The organism is Leucobacter sp. G161 (assembly GCF_001482305.1).
GTDB lineage: Bacteria > Actinomycetota > Actinomycetes > Actinomycetales > Microbacteriaceae > Leucobacter.
Genome location: NZ_LOHP01000084.1, coordinates 1 through 18,537, shown reverse-complemented (window position 1 = coordinate 18,537; position 18,537 = coordinate 1). Strand labels below are relative to the sequence as shown.

The window sequence follows — 18,537 nt, the reverse complement described above, 5'->3', positions numbered from 1 at the left end:
CGCGCGCCTACGCCGGCTCTGGCAGTCCGTCCTCGTCGAATGCGACGCCTTCGCTCTCGAGGCGTTCGCGCGCCGCATGATGCACGACGCCTCGTCGGGGCTGCTGCGCTTCGAGCAGGCCGAGCAGCGTCTCTCGGCTCGTATTCGGGTGCTCCGCAACGGCTGCTCTGACGCTCCAGAAGCGATCTCCGGCAAACCGCGCAAGCACGGCTGCGGTCGCGTCGGGGTTCATTGCAGCAGTGTTTCGGATCGCCTGGTTCGGGTCCGTGAAGAACGGCTCGAACTCTGCTTCAGTGCAGGCCCCCTGAGCGAGTGCGTAGCGTCGTACTTCGTCAGCTTTCTCCGCAGCCGTCTTGCGCTTTGACATCGTGTCCCCCTCTGTTTGCTTAGGGCTGTCTTAGAGTAACCCAATGTTCCGACAGCCTCATATAGCGGCCGTTATGCTGACCCAAACCAGACGCAAAGGAGCAGGATCATGGAACAGGAACTCACAATGACCCGCCGCGAACAGTTCGGCAAGCCAACCGGAGCCTTCGTAGGTGCGGCCTGGGCAGCACTCGCGCTCTCAGTGATCGTCTACTTCGTGAGCCTCTGGCGGGCCGACATGGACCCCTTCGAGAAAGGCTTCTTCCTCGGCTCGTTCTTCTTCGGCCTTGTGAGCGCCGTTGGCCTGCAAAAATCAGTGCGCGACCGTCACGAGGGTGTCCCCGTGACCTCCATCTACCTCGCTGTGTCTTGGCTCGGGCTCGGCATCAGCCTCGCGATGCTCGCCTGGGGCCTCTGGAATAGCCCGCTCCTCCCCAGCGAAAATGGCCTTTATGGCATGACCTTCGCGATGGCAGTGTTCGCGGTGATCGTCGTACAGAAAAACGTGCGCGACCTCATCGCCTACAAAGCACAGCACCCGGAGCTCTACGGCCCCGACGCCGTCGACGCGCGACGGCAGACCGCGCAGCGGGAGACCCCGAGCAGCCACTGACTCCCGAGTGTCTTGGCCCGCCGGGCTGTGGTGCGACACACGCTACGAACGCGCAGTCACCGAACCGCGCAGCGCGACGCGCAGAGTCTGGACAGCCCTGTCCATGCTCGCAGTGCCAACGTCAGAGAACGATCCCATTCCTCCCGCGTACAGCGTCAACGCTTCTCTGGCGCCCTTCCGGAGCGCAGGAGGGCTGTCGATGTCGGCAAACATTCCCGCAAGCAACGTCGCGGTCGCCGCGCGCCGGGCATCGTCCTCCGCTGCGCAAACCTCACGTAACTGCTCAACCGCACTCCGCACGTCATTGAGCTTTGCCTGCCAGCGAGCCTTAGTCTCGCCCTCAACACGCTCAGCACCGAGCGGCTTCACCATGAGCAAGTTCGTCATTGCGACACCGTTGATCACGGGCTGCTGCTCGGCGACAACGCGGAACCCGTGCGCTGCAAACAATGGGCGGGCAGTGAGGCTCACATTGGCGGATAGCTGGCTCGCTGCACCCGCACGCGCTCGGTGTTCGAGAAACACCAGCAGTTCGCGCGCGACGCCGCGCCGCGCGCACTCGGGAGAGACGAACATCATGTCGATGTAGCCTTCGACATTCACGTCGGAGAACCCAGCAACGATCCCGTCGATTGTGGCGACACAGCTCTCGCGATCAAGCATGGAGCGATCCCAGCCGCTGAGCTCACGGTCGCCTGGTCGCGCCCATACCGCCAACTGTTCAGGTGTGTAGTCCGCGGCGGCCGTGACGAGGATCGCTTCCTCGAAGATGCGCAAGGTCGCCGCGGCATCGGCGCTTTCGTAGGCACGGATATCGACCTGCGCCGGGGAGTTCGTCATGAGACGAGTCTGGCATTCCTTGAGCGATAGGTCGCTCAGGCCCCTCGTGCGAAACCGTTCAATGGATGTCTGACGCCCGTCCAGCCCCGCGGATATTCAAGAAGCCCCCGCGAAGTGCAGCCCCACGAGACTGCCCAGGCGCTGAACTCTCAGAACGTCGCTGTTAGTCCACGATCAGCGCGTACACGTATGAGTCGAGGCGCTTGTCACCGAGACGCATCGCCTGGGCAAGCTTCGCCTCGCACGTAAATCCGAGGCGCTCAGCGACCGCGGCGCTGCGCGTATTCTCGACCGCAAGGTGCAGCTCGAAGCGCTTCACCTGTTTCTCGACACCGTGCTCAATCAGCGCCCGGCACGCACGTGTCACGACCCCGTGGCCCTCGTGATCGGCATCGATCCAATACCCAATCTCACCGGTCTGCTGATACTGGTTGATCCGCAGCTCAATCGACCCCACGATTGCTTCGCCCGCGTAGATATTGCACGGAAGCGAGTTGCCCGCCAGCCATGAGTCGAGCGACTGCCGAATGAAGGCGGCATCCTCTTCCTCGCCCTTCTCGTGCGCCCAATGCTCCCACTGCTTCAGGCGTTCAAGGTTCTTCAGGATGAGCGCGTGTTGCTCCCCCGCTGTCTCGAGGGTGCGCAGGGACAGCGAGTAACCGCCACCAAGGTCGTATGAAAACCGCATACGGCGAGCCTAACGCGACGCGCAGGCGTGTGGCGCGACTAGACGTTAAACCGCCACTCGCACACATCGCCGTCCTGCATGACGTATTCCTTGCCCTCCATGCGGGCCTTGCCCTTCGCGCGCGCCTCGGCGACCGAGCCGGTCTCGACGAGGTCTTCGAACGAGATGATCTCGCCCTTGATGAAGCCCTTCTCGAAGTCGCCGTGGATGACGCCGGCAGCCTGCGGGGCGGTTGCGCCCTTCGGGATCGTCCAGGCGCGTGCTTCCTTGGGACCCGCGGTGAGGTAGGTCTGCAGGCCGAGCGTTTCGAAGCCGATGCGTGCGAGCTGGTCGAGACCGCTCTCTTCCTGGCCGATCGAGGCGAGGAGCTCTGCGGCGTCCTCGTCGTCGAGCTCCATGAGCTCGCTCTCGAGCTTGGCATCGAGGAAGATCGCCTTCGCCGGTGCGACGAGCTCGGCGAGTTCGGCGAGACGTGCCTTGTCCTGCAGCACGCCCTCGTCAACGTTGAAGACGTAGAGGAAGGGCTTCGCGGTGAGCAGCCCGAGCTCGCGGATCGGCTCGAGATCCACCTTCGACAGCGACAGCAGCGTGCCTTCGTTGAGCACGGCCATCGCGGCCTTCGCGGAGTCGACGACCGCGGGGTCGATCTTCTTGCCCTTGAGCTCCTTCTCGTACCGCACGAGCGCCTTTTCGAGCGTCTGCATGTCGGCGAGGATGAGCTCGGTGTTGATGGTCTCCATGTCGCTCGCGGGGTTCACGCCACCCTCGACGTGGATCACGTCGGGGTCGGAGAAGCCGCGCACGACCTGGGCGATCGCGTCAGACTCGCGGATGTTTGCGAGGAACTGGTTGCCGAGCCCTTCGCCCTCGCTCGCGCCGCGAACGATGCCGGCGATGTCGACGAAGCTGACGGGGGCGGGGAGGATCCGCTCGCTGCCGAAGATCTCGGCGAGCTTGTCGAGCCTGGGGTCGGGAAGGTTGACGACGCCAACGTTCGGCTCGATCGTCGCGAACGGGTAGTTCGCCGCGAGAGCGTCATTGTGCGTAAGCGCGTTGAAGAGGGTCGACTTGCCAACATTGGGCAGTCCCACGATTCCGATAGTTAGAGCCACGGGGGTTAAGTCTACCCGGGAACGGGGACGCGCGACCCGCGCCCGCGATCTGATTCACAGCGGCTCACCCCGGCAGGGCGCCTAGCATTAGGGCTCCCGCCCATCCCGCACTCGATTCGGGCAGCACCTCGACGCCGAAAGCTTTCCATGACACAGCACGCCACGCCACGCCTCCCCGCGGAGTGGGAACCGCACGAGCGCACCATCATGTCGTGGCCGACAGCCCGCATCTGGGAGGAAGATGCAAGGTACGTTCGCAAGGACATCGCCCGCCTCGCGCGCGTGCTCGGCGAGAGCGAGCCGGTGATGCTGCTCGCGTCACCGGACGATGCCGAGCGCGCGGCCCGCGCCTGCGGTCCGAACGTGGAGGTGGTGCCGATCCCGGTCGATGATCTGTGGGCTCGTGACACGGTTCCCGTGTGTGTCGACAGCGCCGAGGGCATCTTGGGCGTGGACCTGAACTTCAATGGTTGGGGCGGCAAGCAGCCGCACGATCACGATGCGGCGGTCGCCGAGCGGATCCTCGACGCGCTCTCAATTCCGCGCACGCAGGCACGGATCGTGGCCGAGGGCGGATCGCTCGAATCTGACGGGGCCGGGACGCTGCTCGTGACCGAGAGCTCCGTCGTCAACCCGAACCGCAATCCCGGCCGCACCCGCGACGAACTCGAAGCGGAGCTGCGCGCGCTCCTCGGAGTCAGCCGTGTGGTCTGGTTCGATGGCGTCGTGGGCGCGGACATCACCGACGCACACGTCGACTCCCTCGCCCGCTTCACCGCGCCCGGCGTCGTGCTGCTTGACGTAGCGGCGCCGGGAGCCCCAAAAGATGTGTGGTCTCGGTCAGCTGAGCAAGCACGCGGCGTGCTCAGCCGCGAACGCGATGCAAGGGGCGCGGCGTTCGACGTCGTCGACCTTCCGCAGCCTGACCTCACACGGATCCGCGCGAACTCAGACGAGTTCCTCGCGTCATACGTGAATTTCTTTGTCGGCAACGAGGTCGTTCTCGTACCCGAGTTCGGCGACCGCCGGGCGGATCGACGCGCTCGCGCGATCCTCAGCGAGCACTTCCCCTCCCGCGAAGTCGTGGCGGTGCGGATCGACGAGATCGCAGCGGGCGGCGGCGGGATTCACTGCGCCACACGCGAGGTGCCCTCGCGGTCCAGTGTCAGCGGCATGTGACAGGCTTGACCGGTGCCAATTGATTTCACTGCGATCGACTTCGAGACCGCCAACGGTCACCCGTCCTCTGCCTGTTCCGTCGGGCTCGCTCGGGTACGCGATGGCGTTGTCGTAGACCGCACCGAGTGGCTCATCAAGCCACCCGCGGCACACTCGCGCTTCCTTTCGTTCAACGTGAAGATCCACAACATCACCCCCGAGATGGTGCTCGATGCACCCACATGGGCCGAACAGTTTGAGGATCTCCTCGGTTTCATTGGAGACGATGTCGCGGTCGCGCACAACGCCTCGTTCGACATGGGCGTGATTCGAGCCGCATGCGCTGAGGCTGTCGTACCGACGCCGCGGCTCAAGTATCTCTGCAGCGTGCAGGTCTCGCGTAAGACCTACGACATCCCCTCGCACAGGCTCCCGCTCGCGGCCGCAGCAGCCGGCTACGGCGAGTTCTCCCACCACGAAGCCCTCGCCGACGCGGAGGCGTGCGCCTCAATCATCATCGATTCGGCCCGGCGACACGAGGCACCCGACGTGCTTGCTCTCGCGAAACTCACCGGCGTACGCCTCAACCAGCTGAAGGCGATCCCCCTCAAACTGTAAGTACCGTACCGGCGTTGTCGGTGGCAGCTGCCACCATGGAGACATGACCATCTCCGCTTTCGCCCTCACCGCGATCATCCTTGCCGCTCTCGCCGTTGGTGGAGCAGGCGGCGCCTTCCTAGCGGGCAGACGGTCGGGTCAGCTGCGAGAGCAGCTCGCGGTCGCAGAAACCCGCGCACAGGGGCTCAACGAACGGTTGCGCGATGCGCAGGCGAACACTGAACGCCGCATCGAGCTCGACCGCGAGGAGCAACGAGTGCTGCAGCAGCTCGTGCCGCTGCGGGACACGCTCGGCAAACTTGAGCGCACCGTCGTCGGCATCGAGCAGCAGCGTGCGGCCCAGCACGGTGAGCTCGCCGAACAACTTCGGCATGCAGCCCGCGCCGAGGAGAAGCTGCGTGGCACGGCCGAAAGCCTCGCCTCGGCGCTCCGATCGAACAACACCCGCGGGCTCTGGGGAGAGACCCAGCTGCGGCGCATCATCGAGGCCTCGGGCATGCTTGAGCACGTTGACTTTGAGGTGCAGCAGCACATTCCTACGTCGACAGGGGCTCTCCGGCCCGACATGGTCGTGAAACTACCGGGCGGCAAGTCGATCGCAATCGACGCGAAGGTCCCCTTCGATGCGTACCTCGAGGCCCAGCACCTTGCGACGCAGCCGGCGGGAGATAACGCGCCTGAGCGAGCCGCACGGCAGCGAGACCTGCTCGCGCGACACGCACGCGCGCTCCGCGACCACGTCATCGAGTTGAGCGGGCGCGACTATTCAGCGGCGCTCGGTGACTCCCCCGAGTTCGTCATCGCGTTCGTTCCGAGCGAGTCGCTCTTGTCGGCTGCGCTCGACACTGACCCAGTGCTGCTCGAGTTCGCATTCGAGCGCCGCGTTGCGCTCGCCTCACCCGTCAGCCTGTGGGCGATCCTGAAGTCCGTGGCCTTCAGCTGGCGCCAAGACACGCTCACAAGTGAGGCGCGCACGCTCTTTGAGCTCGGTCGCGAGCTCCATAAGCGGATCGGGGTGAGCGCCACCCACCTCGATAAGCTCGGTCGCACGCTCTCCCGCAGCGTCCAGGGCTACAACGCTTACGTCGGTTCGCTCGAACGCCAGGTGCTGCCGACAGCACGAAAGATCAGTGCGCTGAACGGCGACGCTCTCGAGAGCGCACCGGCCCAGCTCGAAGACGCGGTGCGACCACTGACCGCCCCCGAACTCGCGCCCGACCTGTGGTCGTCACCCGAGCCGGATGCAGAACGGCCGAGCGATTCCTCGCTCGGCCGTTAACACGCCGCCACAGCACTCGCGTCATCGTGCGCGCGCGGTTGCACCCTCCAGTGTGTGTGGAAGCTTGTGCTTCGCGACGCGTTGACTTGGGGTGAGTGGCATCGTCTCCAAGCGACGGGCGTAGCGCGGGATCTGGAACTTCGCGAGCTGCGTGGACCCCCAGTCGAGTATCTCTTGCGGGGTGACTGAGGCCTCAGAGTCAACCGTGTAACAGAGCACCATCTCTTGCTCCCCCACTGCCGCGTCGACGCCAATCACCGCGCACCGGTCAATCGCAGGGTGCAGCCCAAAGACGCTCTCAATCTGCCACGCGGAAATGTTCTCCCCGCGCACCCGGATGCTGTCGCTGGCACGACCGCTGAAATGCAGCCGCCCGGCTGCGTCTAGGAAGCCCAGGTCTCCAGTGCGGAACCACTCACCGTCACGAATCTTGGCTGTCGCGTCTGCGTTACCGAGGTACCCGGGTGTCACGAGTCCATCGATGAGTCCTCGCACAACAATCTCACCGACGCTTTCAGGCGCCTGGCCGGTCTGCTGCGCACCCGAATGCTCCCGGATCGCGACTTCAACCCACGGCAGAGGCAGGCCGACGCCACCCTCCTGGTCATCAGCGTTCACCGTGACGATACTTGAGGCCTCGGTCATCCCGTAGCACTCGTGTAGCGCGAATGCGAAGCGCTCACGGCAGGCAGTCTGTACTTCGGGCGTCGCTCCGGCCCCCCACGCAACCCGCACACGGTTGTCCCGTTCGAGTGGATCGACGGGCAGCTGCAGGAGGATCTGCAAGACACCTCCCAGGTAATGGATATGGGTCGCGTCGTATGCCCGGACGTCGCTCCAGAAGCGTGAGGCACTGAATCGTGAGACGAGCGCCAGCGAGACCTCAGCGAAGAGTGGCAGGAATACGACCTGCGCACCGCCGATGTGAAAGAGCGGCTCCCATACAAAGAACACGTCGCCCGCCACGGGTGCAGACACCTCAAGCGCACCAAGCACCGCCGCGCGGAGCATCGTTTCCGTGACGAGTGCCCCCTTCGGTGGGCCCGTCGTCCCTGAGGTGTACATGAGCAGACATGCCCCGGCTCGATCTTCGGCTTCCTGTTGCGACCGGTGTCGCCCGATCAGCACAACGAAGCGCACCGGGTGCGAGAGCGCACCGGCGAAGTCAGCCGCGCACCCTTCGTCCCGCACCGCTGGGTCCTGCGTCAGTGCGGCCGCCGGATCTGCGATGATGTGCGTCGCCCCGGAGTCCGCGAGCTGGTGCGCAAGCGGTGTCCCGATGAGTTGCGTGTTGAGCGGGATCCACAGAGCCCCAAGCTCGAGCAGAGCAAAGATTGAAACGACGTGGTCGCAACCGACCGGAAGTGACAGCGCGACACGCGAGTCTGCCGTCACCCCTCGGGAGCGGAGCTGTTCAACCATGAGCTGCACGCGGAGGAGCAGTTCAGCTGCCGTAACCGGCGCCCCCGCATCCTTCAGGTAGACCCGGTCGGGCTCTTGTGCGGCCAGCGCACGCAGGGCGTCCGAGAGCGCCGGACCATGGACGAAATCTGCCGCACGGGCGACGGCATCGCTGCTGCGTACAGCCGCTACCCCTCCCGTCAATTGTTCTTCTTCGAAACGAAGCTGGTCGCGGTGCGCTGGGGCTCACCGTCACCATAGGCTTGCTTGTCGGCTTCCAGCGCAGCAGCAAACGCTTCGGTGAGACCGGGCATGAGCGTCGCGCGGACACGCTGCTTCGTCAGCGCGAAGGCCTGCTTCGGAAGGCTCGCGAGGCTCCGAGCAAGCTCGACGCTGCGCGAGAGCACCTCGTCCTCCGGGACAACCTCCGCGATCATGCCGAGCGCGGCGGCGGCCTCTGCGGTGAGCAGTTCTCCGGTCAGCATCATTTCCGCGGTCTTGCTGTAGCCGACGGACTGCCAGGTGAGATACATGCCGGTGATGCTCGGGATTCCAGATTTCACCTCGGGCTGGCCGATTCGCACGCCGGGGTGTGCGATGCGCACGTCACACAGCAAGGACAGCTGGTAGCCCGACCCTGCGGTGACGCCGTTGAGCGCGGCGATCACAGGCTTCGAGTTGGAGAGCACGGCGTCGTACACCTCGTAGAACGTGTCGAGCCATTCTTCGACATCTGAGGGTGTGAAATCGGCGACCTCGTTGAGATCCTGCCCCGCGCAGAATGCGCGATCCCCTGCCCCGGTGAGGACGATCGCCTCGACCTCTGGGTCGCGATCGAGTGCATCGAGCTTCACCTTCATGTCGCGCTGCATTGCCTGAGTCCAGGCGTTCATCGCAGTCGGGTTGTTGATGGTGAGGATCGCGATGCCGTCGTTCTTCGCGATATCTAGCTGGGCCATGGAAACTCCTTTTGTGGTCGGTGAGTGGGGGTAAACGAAGTGGTTACTGTGTGACGACTGGCGTCTTGCCGGTGAGTGTGTCGAAGGCCGCGCCAACCGGTGCCCGCTGTTTCGGACCAAACGCACTGCCAAGCCAAAGCGCGAGCAGGCCGGCGAGGAAGCCAGGCACAAGCTCGTACAGGCCGATGGTGTCGAACTCGCGGTAGAGAATGACGGTCAGGCCGCCGGCGATGATGCTGAGCATGACCCCGAACCAGGTCGCCTTCTTTGAGTAGAGGGCGGCAAGAATCGCAGGGCCGAACGCTGCGCCGAACCCAGCCCAGGCGTACCCGACGAGGTCGAGGATGGAGCCGCCTTGGAGGGCGACAAAGAGACCGATACCAGCGCACAGCAGGACTCCCAGTCGGCTCATCCAGACGAGCGTCTTGGCCGGCGCATCTTTGTTGATGAACGCACGGTAGAAATCTTCGGTGAGTGTTGCCGACGCAACGACCAGCTGCGAATCGGCAGTGCTCATGACCGCCGACAGCACTCCTGCGAGGAAGATCCCAGCTACCCAGCTCGGGAAGAGCTCCCCGACGAGCAGCATGTAGGCGTCCTCGGGGTTTTCGAGCCCTGGCCCAAAGAGCGCGATCGCTGCGAACCCGATAATGCCTGCGGATCCGAGCAGCGTGATCGAGAGCACGATGCCAATGCGGGCGCCGCCGCGGGCCGACTTGGCTGAACGCATGCCCATAAACCTTGCGAGGATATGCGGCGAGCCGAAATAGCCCACAGCCCAGGCGAGCGCCGAGATAATCGCGACGAAGGGCACAGAACTCGTCGTCATCCAGCTGTCGCCGACCATTTCGACGCCCTTGAACGGGTTCAGAAGATCCGGGTTCTGTTCGGTCACCGCTGCGAAAAAGCCACCTGGGCCACCGAGCCGAATGACCGCTGCGATCGAGATAGCGACGAGGCTGCCGAACATCAGGAATCCCTGAACGAGGTCTGTGTAGCTACTCGCCAGGTAGCCACCGAGCGACGAGTACACAGTGACAACAATCGCGCCAACGATGGTGCCGACGAGGATTGTCGTGCCGAAGATCTGCGAGAAGATCACCCCGGTCGCGATGAACGCAGAGCCGAGGTAAATGATGTAGAACACGATGATAAAGACAGCGGTGACCGACCGCAGCGAGTTACTGTGGAAGCGGTTGGCAAAGAAGCCAGGCAGCGTCACCGACTCGTTCGTATCGGTGGCATCTCGCCAATCATTGAGCCGTTCAGAGTACGTGCGGAGCCGTGCGGCGAGGAAGCGCCAGCTGAGGTAGAAGCCGGCGGTGAGGCCGATGATCATCCAGACGTTGCGCATGCCGCTGATGTAAAACGCGCCTGGCAAGCCGAAGAATACCCACTGGCTGGAGTCGGTCGCTTTCGCGCTGACGGCGGTGACGAACGTGCCGAGGGTACGACCGCCAATCGCAAAATCACCCATGGTGTTGTTTCGTTTGTAGGCCCAGATCCCGATTGCGAGTACTGCGGCGAGATACACCACAAACACAATCACTGTGGACGGATTCACGTCAGTAGACATTTGAAAAACTCCTTTGTTCCTCAAGCCAGAGGTTCGGCGCACTGCAACTAGCATTAACGTTATCGAGGACTCGAGGCCCGAATGTGTCGCAAGGGCGACAGATTTCGAGGCTATGCATTAATATCACTTACGAACCGCAACGATGCGAACCAGGAGGTTGCCTTCCATGCCGATCGACGTCCGAACGCTGTCCACGCTGCGCGAGGTCATGCGCCAGGGCTCTTTTGCCGCCGCCGCCAGAGAGCTCGGCTACACCGCCTCAGCGCTGTCACAGCAGATCTCCGGGCTCGAACGCGCACTGGGCGTTCAACTCTTCGAGCGCGAGGCCAAGCGCATCGTGCCCACGGAGGCCGCAGAGTACCTCGTCCAACGCTCTACCGAACTCTTCGCGCTACTCAGGCAGATCGACCTTGATGTTGGCAGGCTCGGGGCAGGCCAGGCAGGCCGACTCCGGATCGGCAGCTTTCACAGCGCCGGCGGGAAGCTTCTCGGGAAAGCCATCGCACAATTCTTGGTGCGGCGGCGCGACACCGAGATCACGCTCGACGAGGGCGAGCCGCACGAGCTCTTTCCACGGGTTGCCGACGGCTCCATCGACATCGCGCTCGGATTTGAGTACGAGCTCGTGCCCGCCTCGTTCCCTCCCGGGCTGCGACTTGAAACGGTAGCGACAGAAGACCTGCTTGTCGTTGCCCCCGCAAAGCATCGGCTCAGCGCGAAATCTAGTGTGCGTCTTGACGAGTTGCGCGAAGAGACCTGGGCCGCGCATCTCCCAGATACACCAGCGAACCGGTGCCTCCATACGTACACGGCGGCGGCGGGCTTTACGCCGGCGGTAGCGTTTCACAGCAACAACCCCGGCACTATCCTCGGCCTCGTGGACTCAGGTCTCGCGATCGCCCTCATGCCGCGGATATCACTGCAGGGGCGGAGCGAAGCAGTCTCGGTACTGCAGCTCGCGGATCCACCGCCGAGCCGGTACATCATCGCGGCACTACGGGAGACGGATACCAGTCCACTCTCGGAAGCATTCCTGCACGCGCTGCGCACGAGCGCGCAGCTCGTCACGGGGTGACCGGCGGGAGATCCGGCGCCATGCAGATCGACGTGTTACTCGAACGCGGGCCGCATCTGAATGTAGGTGTCGGCTGAGCGCTGGAAAGCATCAATTTGCGGCACCAGACGCGTGAAGTGCTCCGTCTCGCAGTGCGCGTCAAGCGCGGCCCGATCGGGCCAGGTCTCGAGGAAAATGAAGTGCCCCGGGTCCTCACGGTCGATGCAGAGCTCGTAGCTGATGTTCAACGGCTCGAGCCGCGTCAGTGCAACGAGCTCACGGTACAGCGGCATCACCGTCTCGATCGCGTCGAGCCGAATAAAATCCTGGGCGATGACTTTCAGCATGCGCCCAACGGTATCTCAGCTGTCGAGCGAGTCGGCACGCTGCTTGGGCTTCTTCTTCGCCCCGATAAGCAGCGCTGCACCGATCACTCCGAAGAGCGGCCGGTAGTAGCGGCGATCCAGATCTTGGAAGCGTGCACCGGGAGCCGGGCGCCCGAGCAGTTGCAGCGCAGCCTCGCCCCCAAACGCAGCGCGAGCGAGCATCGCCGTTCCGGCGAGTCGGCGCAGACCGACGACGGCCCGGCCCTCGCCCAGCGCACCAGCGGCAACTGCGCCACCTGCGAGCGCGGTGCCGGCGACAACCCAGGTGGACTGCGCGTCGGGGAGCTCCTTCGAACTTCCAACGACGGCCTCGCCCAACCGCTTCGCGTTACGCTCTGGCCACGTAGAGCCAGAGGCCCAAATTGCATGAAGGGCGCCAGCGGCGGTCAACCCCGCCCATCCGATTACTCGTGCTGCGCTTCGAAGTCCACTCATCTGTCGCCCTCCATCTAGTTGGGATTTACTCCCAGCGGTTCGGATCCATATCGCTAATAATGTGCCGGATCGTGCCCGAGTGCGATCGCATCACGATGCTCTCCGCACGCACGAACGGGCCTCGGCGCTCCACACCGGTAACGAAGTCAGCGTCGGTGATGCCGGTGGCCACGAAGTAGCAGTTGTCGCTCGCGACGAGGTCGTTCGCCTCGAGCACACGCTCGAAGTCGTGTCCCGCATCGAGTGCGCGCTGACGCTCGTCGTCGTCGGTCGACCAGAGTCGGCCCTGGATGACGCCGCCAAGAGCCTTCACGGCACACGCGGTGATGATGCCCTCGGGCGTGCCGCCGATGCCAACGCACAGGTCAATGCCTGAGTCCCAGCGCGCAGCGTTCACGCCGCCAGCGACGTCGCCGTCCATGATGAGGCGCGTGCCAGCGCCAGCCTCGCGGATGTCCGCGATGAGCTGAGTGTGGCGGGGGCGATCGAGCACGGCAACACGGATGTCTGAGACGTCGACGCCCTTCACCTTTGCGAGGGCGCGAATGTTCTCACCAATGGGATTGCGAATGTCGACAACGCCGACGCCCTCGGGGCCCGCAACAAGCTTGTCCATGTAGAACACGGCAGACGGGTCGTACATGCTGCCGCGATCGGCTACGGCGATAACGGAGAGCGCACCTGGGCGGCCCTCTGCGGTGAGGCGGGTGCCGTCAATCGGGTCTACAGCGACGTCGCAGTCAGCGCCGAGGCCGTTGCCGACGCGCTCGCCGTTGTACAGCCACGGAGCGTCGTCCTTCTCCCCCTCACCGATCACGACGGTGCCGTTCATGTTCACGGTTGCGAGGAAGCGTCGCATCGCGTCGACCGCAGCGCCATCAGCTGCGTTCTTGTCTCCGCGGCCAATCCACGGGGTCGAACGCATTGCTGCAGCTTCGGTCGCGCGGACGAGCTCCATCGCGAGGTTCCGGTCGGGCTGCCAGTCGTCGAGCGAAAGAGGATCAGTCATACCCATAAGACTACCGCGTAGACTGGGCGTTGCAGTGCGGCCAGGTGACGAAGTTTCGTGACGTGGCCCTTCACACTGCCAAGACTCAACATGTGTTGCCGTTCGGGAAGCGAGCAACCATCATCTACGCCAAGGAGCACACATGCCCGTCGCAACTCCGGAACAGTACGCAGCAATGCTTGACGCCGCCAAGTCAGGCGGATTCGCTTTTCCTGCGGTCAACGTTTCGAGCTCGCAGACCATCAACTCCGCCATCCAGGGTTTCGCTGAGGCGGGCTCTGATGGAATCATCCAGGTGAGCTTTGGTGGCGCCGACTACCTCGCAGGCCACACTGTGAAGAACCGTGCGGGCGGCGCCATCGCGTTCGCCAAGTACGCCGAAGAGGTCGCGAAGGCCTACGACGTTACCGTGGCACTCCACACCGACCACTGCCCCAAGCAGCATCTGGACAGCTTCGTCCTGCCCCTGCTCGAGGCAAGCGAAGAGCGCGTGAAGGGCGGGGGCCTCCCGTACTTCCAGTCGCACATGTGGGACGGATCGGCCGTGCCACTCGGCGAGAACCTCGACATTGCGAAGGAGCTGCTCCCCCGCATGGCCGCGGCTGGCATCATCCTTGAGGTCGAGATCGGCATCGTCGGTGGCGAAGAAGACGGCATCAGCCACGAGATCAACGACAGCCTGTATTCGACACTCGAGGACGGCGTCGCCACTGTCGAGGCGCTCGGCCTCGGCGAGCAGGGTCGCTACCTCACCGCCCTCACCTTCGGCAACGTGCACGGCGTGTACAAGCCCGGTGGTGTGCGCCTCCGTCCCGAGCTGCTCGCTGAGATCCAGGATGGTCTGCAGGCGAAGTACGGCACTGGCAAGAACCCCCTCGACCTCGTGTTCCACGGCGGCTCGGGTTCATCGGCAGAGGAGATCGCCGAGGCAGTGCGTAACGGCGTCATCAAGATGAACATCGACACCGACACGCAGTACGCGTTCACCCGCCCGGTCGTCGATTTCATGTTTAAGAACTACGACGAGATCTTGAAGATCGACGGTGAGGTCGGCAACAAGAAGATCTATGACCCGCGCGCATGGGGCCGGGCTGCCGAGAGCGGCATGGCCGCACGCATTGCCCTCGCTGCCGAGCAGCTCGGATCAGCAGGAAAGTCGGTGAGCGCATAGTGGCAGACACTCCCAACGACCGGCCCGAGGCTCCCGAGCCGACGGCCCCCGAAGCCGAGCCGGATGCTGCACCAGCTCCCTCCGCGGCGTCGGCTCCCCTGACGGCACCTCAGGAACCGGTGACCCCGACCCTCCCGGTTCCCGCACCAGCTCCGAAGCCTGACACGCGCCCGCGCCCGGAATTTGGCGAGTACGCGCCCGAGGGTTGGGAATGGAAGCCAGAGGGTGAGGATGCCGCTGCCTCCTCCGGCACGGCAGTCGGCACACCCCAGCAGCGCTCCGGCGCTGGGCGTGCCTCGGCACCGGGAACGGTGCAGGGTGTGCCACATAACCTTGGCTCCGGTATCGCTCGCCCGGCACGCAAGGCGGCGTCAAAGGGCTCCGCGGCGACTCCGGCCGCCGGTGAGCCGTACCGCGGGCAGACGCCGGGACAGCCCGCCGCTCCGCGCCAGGCACAGCAGTTCCAGGCGCCAGCGCAGGGCATGGCCGGCTACCAGAAGCCTCCGAACATGGCCGACAGGATCGTCACGATCCTGCTGCTCGTGTTCGGCGGCTTCGGCGCGCTCCAGTCTGCCTTCGCGATGATGGGCATGAGCACCATGTTTAAGGTGATGGAGGACGCGCCAGGAGTGACCGAGCTCACCCCGCCGGTTTGGCTCGATCTCACCGGCAAGGTCACCGGCATGGTGCTGCTCGTGTTGTACGGGCTGGTGCTCGTCTACTCGATCCGCCGGCTCCGCGCGCGCAAGCTCACGTTCTGGGCCCCGCTCGCAGCGGGCATGCTTGCGTTTATCGTGGTCGTGACGATCGTCGCAGCCGCCATGGTGCAGACGCCTGAGCTCATGGAGATCATGCGAGATCCACAGGCCTCAACCGAGCTCCTGAATTATCTGCAGGGCTTCCCGTCGAATTAGCGCCCTGAGGCCTGCACACACGCCACTCGTTTCCTGAGGATCCGGGTGGCGTGTGTGCGTTCCGGAGTCCCTCGCCGCGGTGTACCGGCCACACACCCACCCTCGCAGTCAGCTACGCTGAACCCATGAGTTCACCGTCGAGTTCTGATTCAGCAGCGCCGCCCACACCATCGGGCACCGCCCAGGGCGCGAGCCCCAAACTTCCCGCTGGCAGCGTCGCTCGCTACGCGGCTGGCTCGCTCGCGACCGGCGGTTTCGCGACGCTTCCTGGCCTCGTACTCGTCTACTACCTCACGGACTCACTCGGTGTCACCGCGCTCGTCGCTGGGCTCATCGTCACACTCGCAAAAGTGTGGGACGTCGTCATCGGCCCCATCATCGGCGGTCTCAGCGACCGCGCGCTCGCTCGCACCGGATCCCGGCGCGGGCCGATGCTCGTCGGAGTGGTTGGCCTCCCCATCGCGTTCGTGCTCATGTTTGCGGTTCCGCCGGGGCTCTCCCCCGCGGTGTCGGCCATCTGGGTGCTCGTCGCCTTCGTCGCAGCTGCAACCTTCTTCAGCATGTTCCAGATCCCGTACATCTCGCTCCCCTCGGAACTCACCGACGGCTATAAAGAGCGCACACGGCTGCTCACCTGGCGCGTCGTTGTGCTCACGATCGCGATCCTGCTGTTTGGTGCTGGCGGCCCCGAGATCCGCGACCTCTTCCCCAACAATCAGCTCCTCGGCTACCTCATCATGGCGATCGCCGCAGCCGCGCTGCTCGGCGTCAGCCTGTGGATCGCTTCGACCGTGGCGCCCCGCGGCACTCCGACGATGGCGGCACACGGCGGCCCCCGCGCCTTCTCCCTCGTGCACTACCGCGAGGGCCTCAGGGCGTTGCGCGACAGCCAGCCGTTCCGCGCGCTGCTCGCGACGTTCATGCTGCAGGGTCTCGCGACCGGGCTCATGCTTGCCGGCGCACAGTACGTCGCGACGTGGGTGCTGGATTCGCAGGGCGCCGTGACGATCCTGTTCGTTTCGCTCATCGCACCCGCGCTGCTCTTCGCCCCCGTGTGGCGGTGGATCGCGGATCGCGTCGGCAAGGTGCGCACGTTCCGCATCGCGAGTCTCCTGTTTCTCGTCGCAACAGTCGTCCTCATTGGCATGCTGCTCTGGCCGGGCATGTGGATCCTCGTGCCCGTTGGCGTCGCGGGTGCTGCATACGCCGGCATGCAGACGATGCCGATGGCTATGCTGCCAGACGTCATGAGCCACGACGCCGCCCGCTCCGGCGGTGGAGAGGCACGCGCTGGCGTCTTCGGCGGCGTCTGGACCGCGGGCGAGACCGCCGGCATGGCGCTCGGATCAACAACGCTCGCGCTCGTGCTCGCAGCAACCGGCTACGTCGAGTCAGTCGCATCCGTGACGGTCACCCAGCCGGCGACAGCAGTCTCAGGTATTACGCTGGCGTTCAGTCTCTTCCCGGCCCTCCTCATGCTCGCAAGCCTCGCCACGCTGCGCAGCTACAAACTGTCCGAGCGCGACATCGACCCCGCTGCAGGGAGCCGACCATGAGCGCCGGCCAGACCTCGGCAGAGATCCTCGCCGAGCTCACTGCGCTGCGCAACAGTGACGCTCCGACGCACGGCGGCCGGGTGCTGTCATATGTCTACGATTCGGGCCTCGCCGAGCTCGACGACCTCGCGCGCGACGCTGCGGAGCTCACCCGACCGCTCAACGCACTCGATCCGACGACGTTCCCGTCGGTAGCTACGATGGAGCGCGACATCATCGCGTTCATGCGCAAAGCGCTGCACGGTACAACCCCTAAGTTGGGCGGCGGCCCCGTCGCCGGCAGCGTCACCAGTGGTGGGACGGAGAGCTGCCTGCTCGCGGTGAAAACTGCCCGGGATCTCTGGCGGGCTGAGAACCCCGAACTCGCAGCAAAGCTGGCCCGCGCAGGCAAGCAGCCGCGACTCGTCACAGCCGCAACCGCACACGCGGCGTTCCAAAAGGCAGCACGGTTATTCGATCTCGATTGGGATCCGGTCCCGTGCGAGCCCGACGGGTCGGTGCGGGCCGCCGGTTTCGAACGGAAACTCGGCGCAGACGTTGCCCTCGTTGTGGTCTCAGCCCCCGCATACCCCTCGGGTGCGGTCGACCCGGTTGCGCAGGTCGCCCAGGTCGCGAAGGAGTTCGCTGTGTCCTGCCACGTGGATGCCTGCTTCGGCGGCCTCGTGCTGCCGTGGTGGCCGAGCGTCGAACCGTGGGACTTCCGGGTGCCGGGCGTGACGAGCATCTCCGCCGACCTGCACAAGTTCGGATACGCCCCGAAGGGGGTCTCGGTGCTGTTGCACCGCGGACGCAGGCGGCACCGGGCCCAGTTCTTCGCGACCACGAGCTGGCCCGGTTACCCTGTCGTCAACCCGACGCTGCTCGGCTCGAAGCCTGCGTCTCCGCTGGCCGCGGCGTGGGCCATCACGAAGCGTCTCGGCAACGCCGGTTACGCCGAGCTCACGGCCTCATGTGTTCGCTCGGCAGAGGTCATCGTGCGTGAGGCGTCGCAGATCCGCGGCCTCAACGTCTGGGGCGCACCCACCGGGCCGTCTGTCGCGCTCGTCACCGACAGCGATCTCCCTGAGACCGAGCAGGTCGATCCGCACCATCTCGCCGACGAACTGGCGACGTTGGGCTTCCGCATTCAACACCAACCGGGTTTCACGCAGCCGAACGGCGTGCGACTGCCACACACGGCGCACCTCACGATCACGCCAGTCACCGAGCGGACGCTCCCCGAACTTGTCACCGCGCTGCAGGCAGCAGCGGGTGCTGTGCGCGGAAAGGCACGCGCGAACCCGCGCCTCGAATATGGCGCGCTCCAGGCCCTTGGGTACGCGCCGAAGCGGGAGGACGGCCCCTTCCGGGTCCCGTCGCCCGACATGGCATGGCGGATCCTGAAGATCGCGGGAGCCGGCGG

19 protein-coding genes are annotated in these 18,537 nt (G+C 64.9%); 9 read left to right on the top strand and 10 right to left on the bottom strand.

Translation table 11 applies throughout. From position 1 onward, the window contains the following. Positions 1-7: 7 nt before the first annotated feature. On the bottom strand, positions 8-367 hold the full coding sequence (locus tag AUL38_RS14445) for a hypothetical protein (RefSeq protein ID WP_059063127.1): 360 nt from the start codon (positions 365-367) through the stop codon (positions 8-10). Positions 368-475: 108 nt separating this feature from the next. On the opposite strand from AUL38_RS14445, the gene AUL38_RS14440 reads away from it, so the two are divergent. After that, positions 476-979: a YiaA/YiaB family inner membrane protein gene (locus AUL38_RS14440; protein ID WP_235590746.1), complete on the top strand. Its 504-nt coding sequence runs from the start codon at positions 476-478 to the stop codon at positions 977-979. A 42-nt stretch (positions 980-1,021) separates the two neighbouring features. Here the strand turns inward: AUL38_RS14440 and AUL38_RS16950 are convergent, their stop codons facing one another. The 3 genes from AUL38_RS16950 to ychF form a co-directional block, all read right to left on the bottom strand. Continuing rightward, complete coding sequence (locus tag AUL38_RS16950; RefSeq protein ID WP_083506924.1) at positions 1,022-1,819, bottom strand: GNAT family N-acetyltransferase; 798 nt, start codon at positions 1,817-1,819, stop codon at positions 1,022-1,024. A 163-nt stretch (positions 1,820-1,982) separates the two neighbouring features. Next, a complete protein-coding gene (locus AUL38_RS14430) occupies positions 1,983-2,507 on the bottom strand; it encodes a GNAT family N-acetyltransferase (RefSeq protein WP_059063125.1) in 525 nt (174 codons plus the stop codon). 38 nt (positions 2,508-2,545) lie between these two features. Beyond that, positions 2,546-3,619 carry a redox-regulated ATPase YchF gene (gene ychF, locus AUL38_RS14425; RefSeq protein ID WP_059063123.1) on the bottom strand — a complete coding sequence of 358 codons (1,074 nt, stop codon included), beginning with the start codon at positions 3,617-3,619 and terminating at the stop codon, positions 2,546-2,548. Between the two features lie 147 nt (positions 3,620-3,766). Here ychF and AUL38_RS14420 point away from each other — a divergent pair, with 147 nt between their 5' ends. The 3 genes from AUL38_RS14420 to AUL38_RS14410 are packed head-to-tail and all read left to right on the top strand — an operon-like array spanning position 3,767 to position 6,674. Next, entirely contained in the window at positions 3,767-4,798 is a 1,032-nt protein-coding gene (locus tag AUL38_RS14420; protein ID WP_059063121.1) for an agmatine deiminase family protein, read from the top strand. 12 nt (positions 4,799-4,810) lie between these two features. Beyond that, positions 4,811-5,395: a 3'-5' exonuclease gene (locus AUL38_RS14415; protein WP_059063119.1), complete on the top strand. Its 585-nt coding sequence runs from the start codon at positions 4,811-4,813 to the stop codon at positions 5,393-5,395. Positions 5,396-5,438: 43 nt separating this feature from the next. After that, the gene (locus AUL38_RS14410) at positions 5,439-6,674 is read left to right on the top strand and encodes a DNA recombination protein RmuC (protein WP_059063118.1); all 1,236 of its coding nucleotides are present in this window, start codon (positions 5,439-5,441) and stop codon (positions 6,672-6,674) included. 21 nt (positions 6,675-6,695) lie between these two features. On the opposite strand, the gene AUL38_RS14405 is transcribed toward AUL38_RS14410, so the two are convergent. Genes AUL38_RS14405 through AUL38_RS14395 form a run of 3 tightly spaced genes read right to left on the bottom strand, consistent with a single transcriptional unit; the run spans position 6,696 to position 10,610 of the window. Further along, entirely contained in the window at positions 6,696-8,279 is a 1,584-nt protein-coding gene (locus AUL38_RS14405) for a class I adenylate-forming enzyme family protein (protein WP_059063116.1), read from the bottom strand. Beyond that, complete coding sequence (locus tag AUL38_RS14400; protein WP_059063113.1) at positions 8,276-9,034, bottom strand: enoyl-CoA hydratase/isomerase family protein; 759 nt, start codon at positions 9,032-9,034, stop codon at positions 8,276-8,278. Before AUL38_RS14400 ends, AUL38_RS14405 begins: the two co-directional genes overlap by 4 nt. 43 nt (positions 9,035-9,077) lie before the next feature. Beyond that, a complete protein-coding gene (locus AUL38_RS14395; protein WP_059063111.1) occupies positions 9,078-10,610 on the bottom strand; it encodes a sodium/proline symporter in 1,533 nt (510 codons plus the stop codon). 166 nt (positions 10,611-10,776) lie between these two features. On the opposite strand from AUL38_RS14395, the gene AUL38_RS14390 reads away from it, so the two are divergent. Then, positions 10,777-11,685, top strand: coding sequence for a LysR family transcriptional regulator (locus AUL38_RS14390; protein WP_059063109.1), 909 nt, complete (start codon positions 10,777-10,779; stop codon positions 11,683-11,685). A 35-nt stretch (positions 11,686-11,720) separates the two neighbouring features. Here the strand turns inward: AUL38_RS14390 and AUL38_RS14385 are convergent, their stop codons facing one another. The 3 genes from AUL38_RS14385 to glpX are packed head-to-tail and all read right to left on the bottom strand — an operon-like array spanning position 11,721 to position 13,494. Next, positions 11,721-12,011, bottom strand: a complete 291-nt coding sequence (locus AUL38_RS14385; RefSeq protein ID WP_059063107.1) for a putative quinol monooxygenase — start codon at positions 12,009-12,011, stop codon at positions 11,721-11,723. A 15-nt stretch (positions 12,012-12,026) separates the two neighbouring features. Then, entirely contained in the window at positions 12,027-12,485 is a 459-nt protein-coding gene (locus tag AUL38_RS14380; protein WP_083506921.1) for a DUF3995 domain-containing protein, read from the bottom strand. Between the two features lie 25 nt (positions 12,486-12,510). Next, complete coding sequence (gene glpX / locus AUL38_RS14375) at positions 12,511-13,494, bottom strand: class II fructose-bisphosphatase (RefSeq protein WP_059063102.1); 984 nt, start codon at positions 13,492-13,494, stop codon at positions 12,511-12,513. 142 nt (positions 13,495-13,636) lie between these two features. Between glpX and fbaA the strand changes: the two genes are divergently transcribed. From fbaA to AUL38_RS14355, 4 genes are all read left to right on the top strand, one after another. Then, positions 13,637-14,665, top strand: coding sequence for a class II fructose-bisphosphate aldolase (fbaA, locus tag AUL38_RS14370; protein ID WP_059063100.1), 1,029 nt, complete (start codon positions 13,637-13,639; stop codon positions 14,663-14,665). Next, the gene (locus AUL38_RS14365) at positions 14,665-15,579 is read left to right on the top strand and encodes a DUF6264 family protein (RefSeq protein ID WP_059063098.1); all 915 of its coding nucleotides are present in this window, start codon (positions 14,665-14,667) and stop codon (positions 15,577-15,579) included. Before fbaA ends, AUL38_RS14365 begins: the two co-directional genes overlap by 1 nt. A 125-nt stretch (positions 15,580-15,704) precedes the next feature. Beyond that, on the top strand, positions 15,705-17,135 hold the full coding sequence (locus AUL38_RS14360) for an MFS transporter (protein ID WP_083506919.1): 1,431 nt from the start codon (positions 15,705-15,707) through the stop codon (positions 17,133-17,135). Continuing rightward, positions 17,132-18,537: aminotransferase class V-fold PLP-dependent enzyme (locus AUL38_RS14355; RefSeq protein WP_059063096.1), on the top strand; the 1,406-nt coding region annotated here is incomplete at its 3' end. The genes AUL38_RS14360 and AUL38_RS14355, both read left to right, overlap by 4 nt.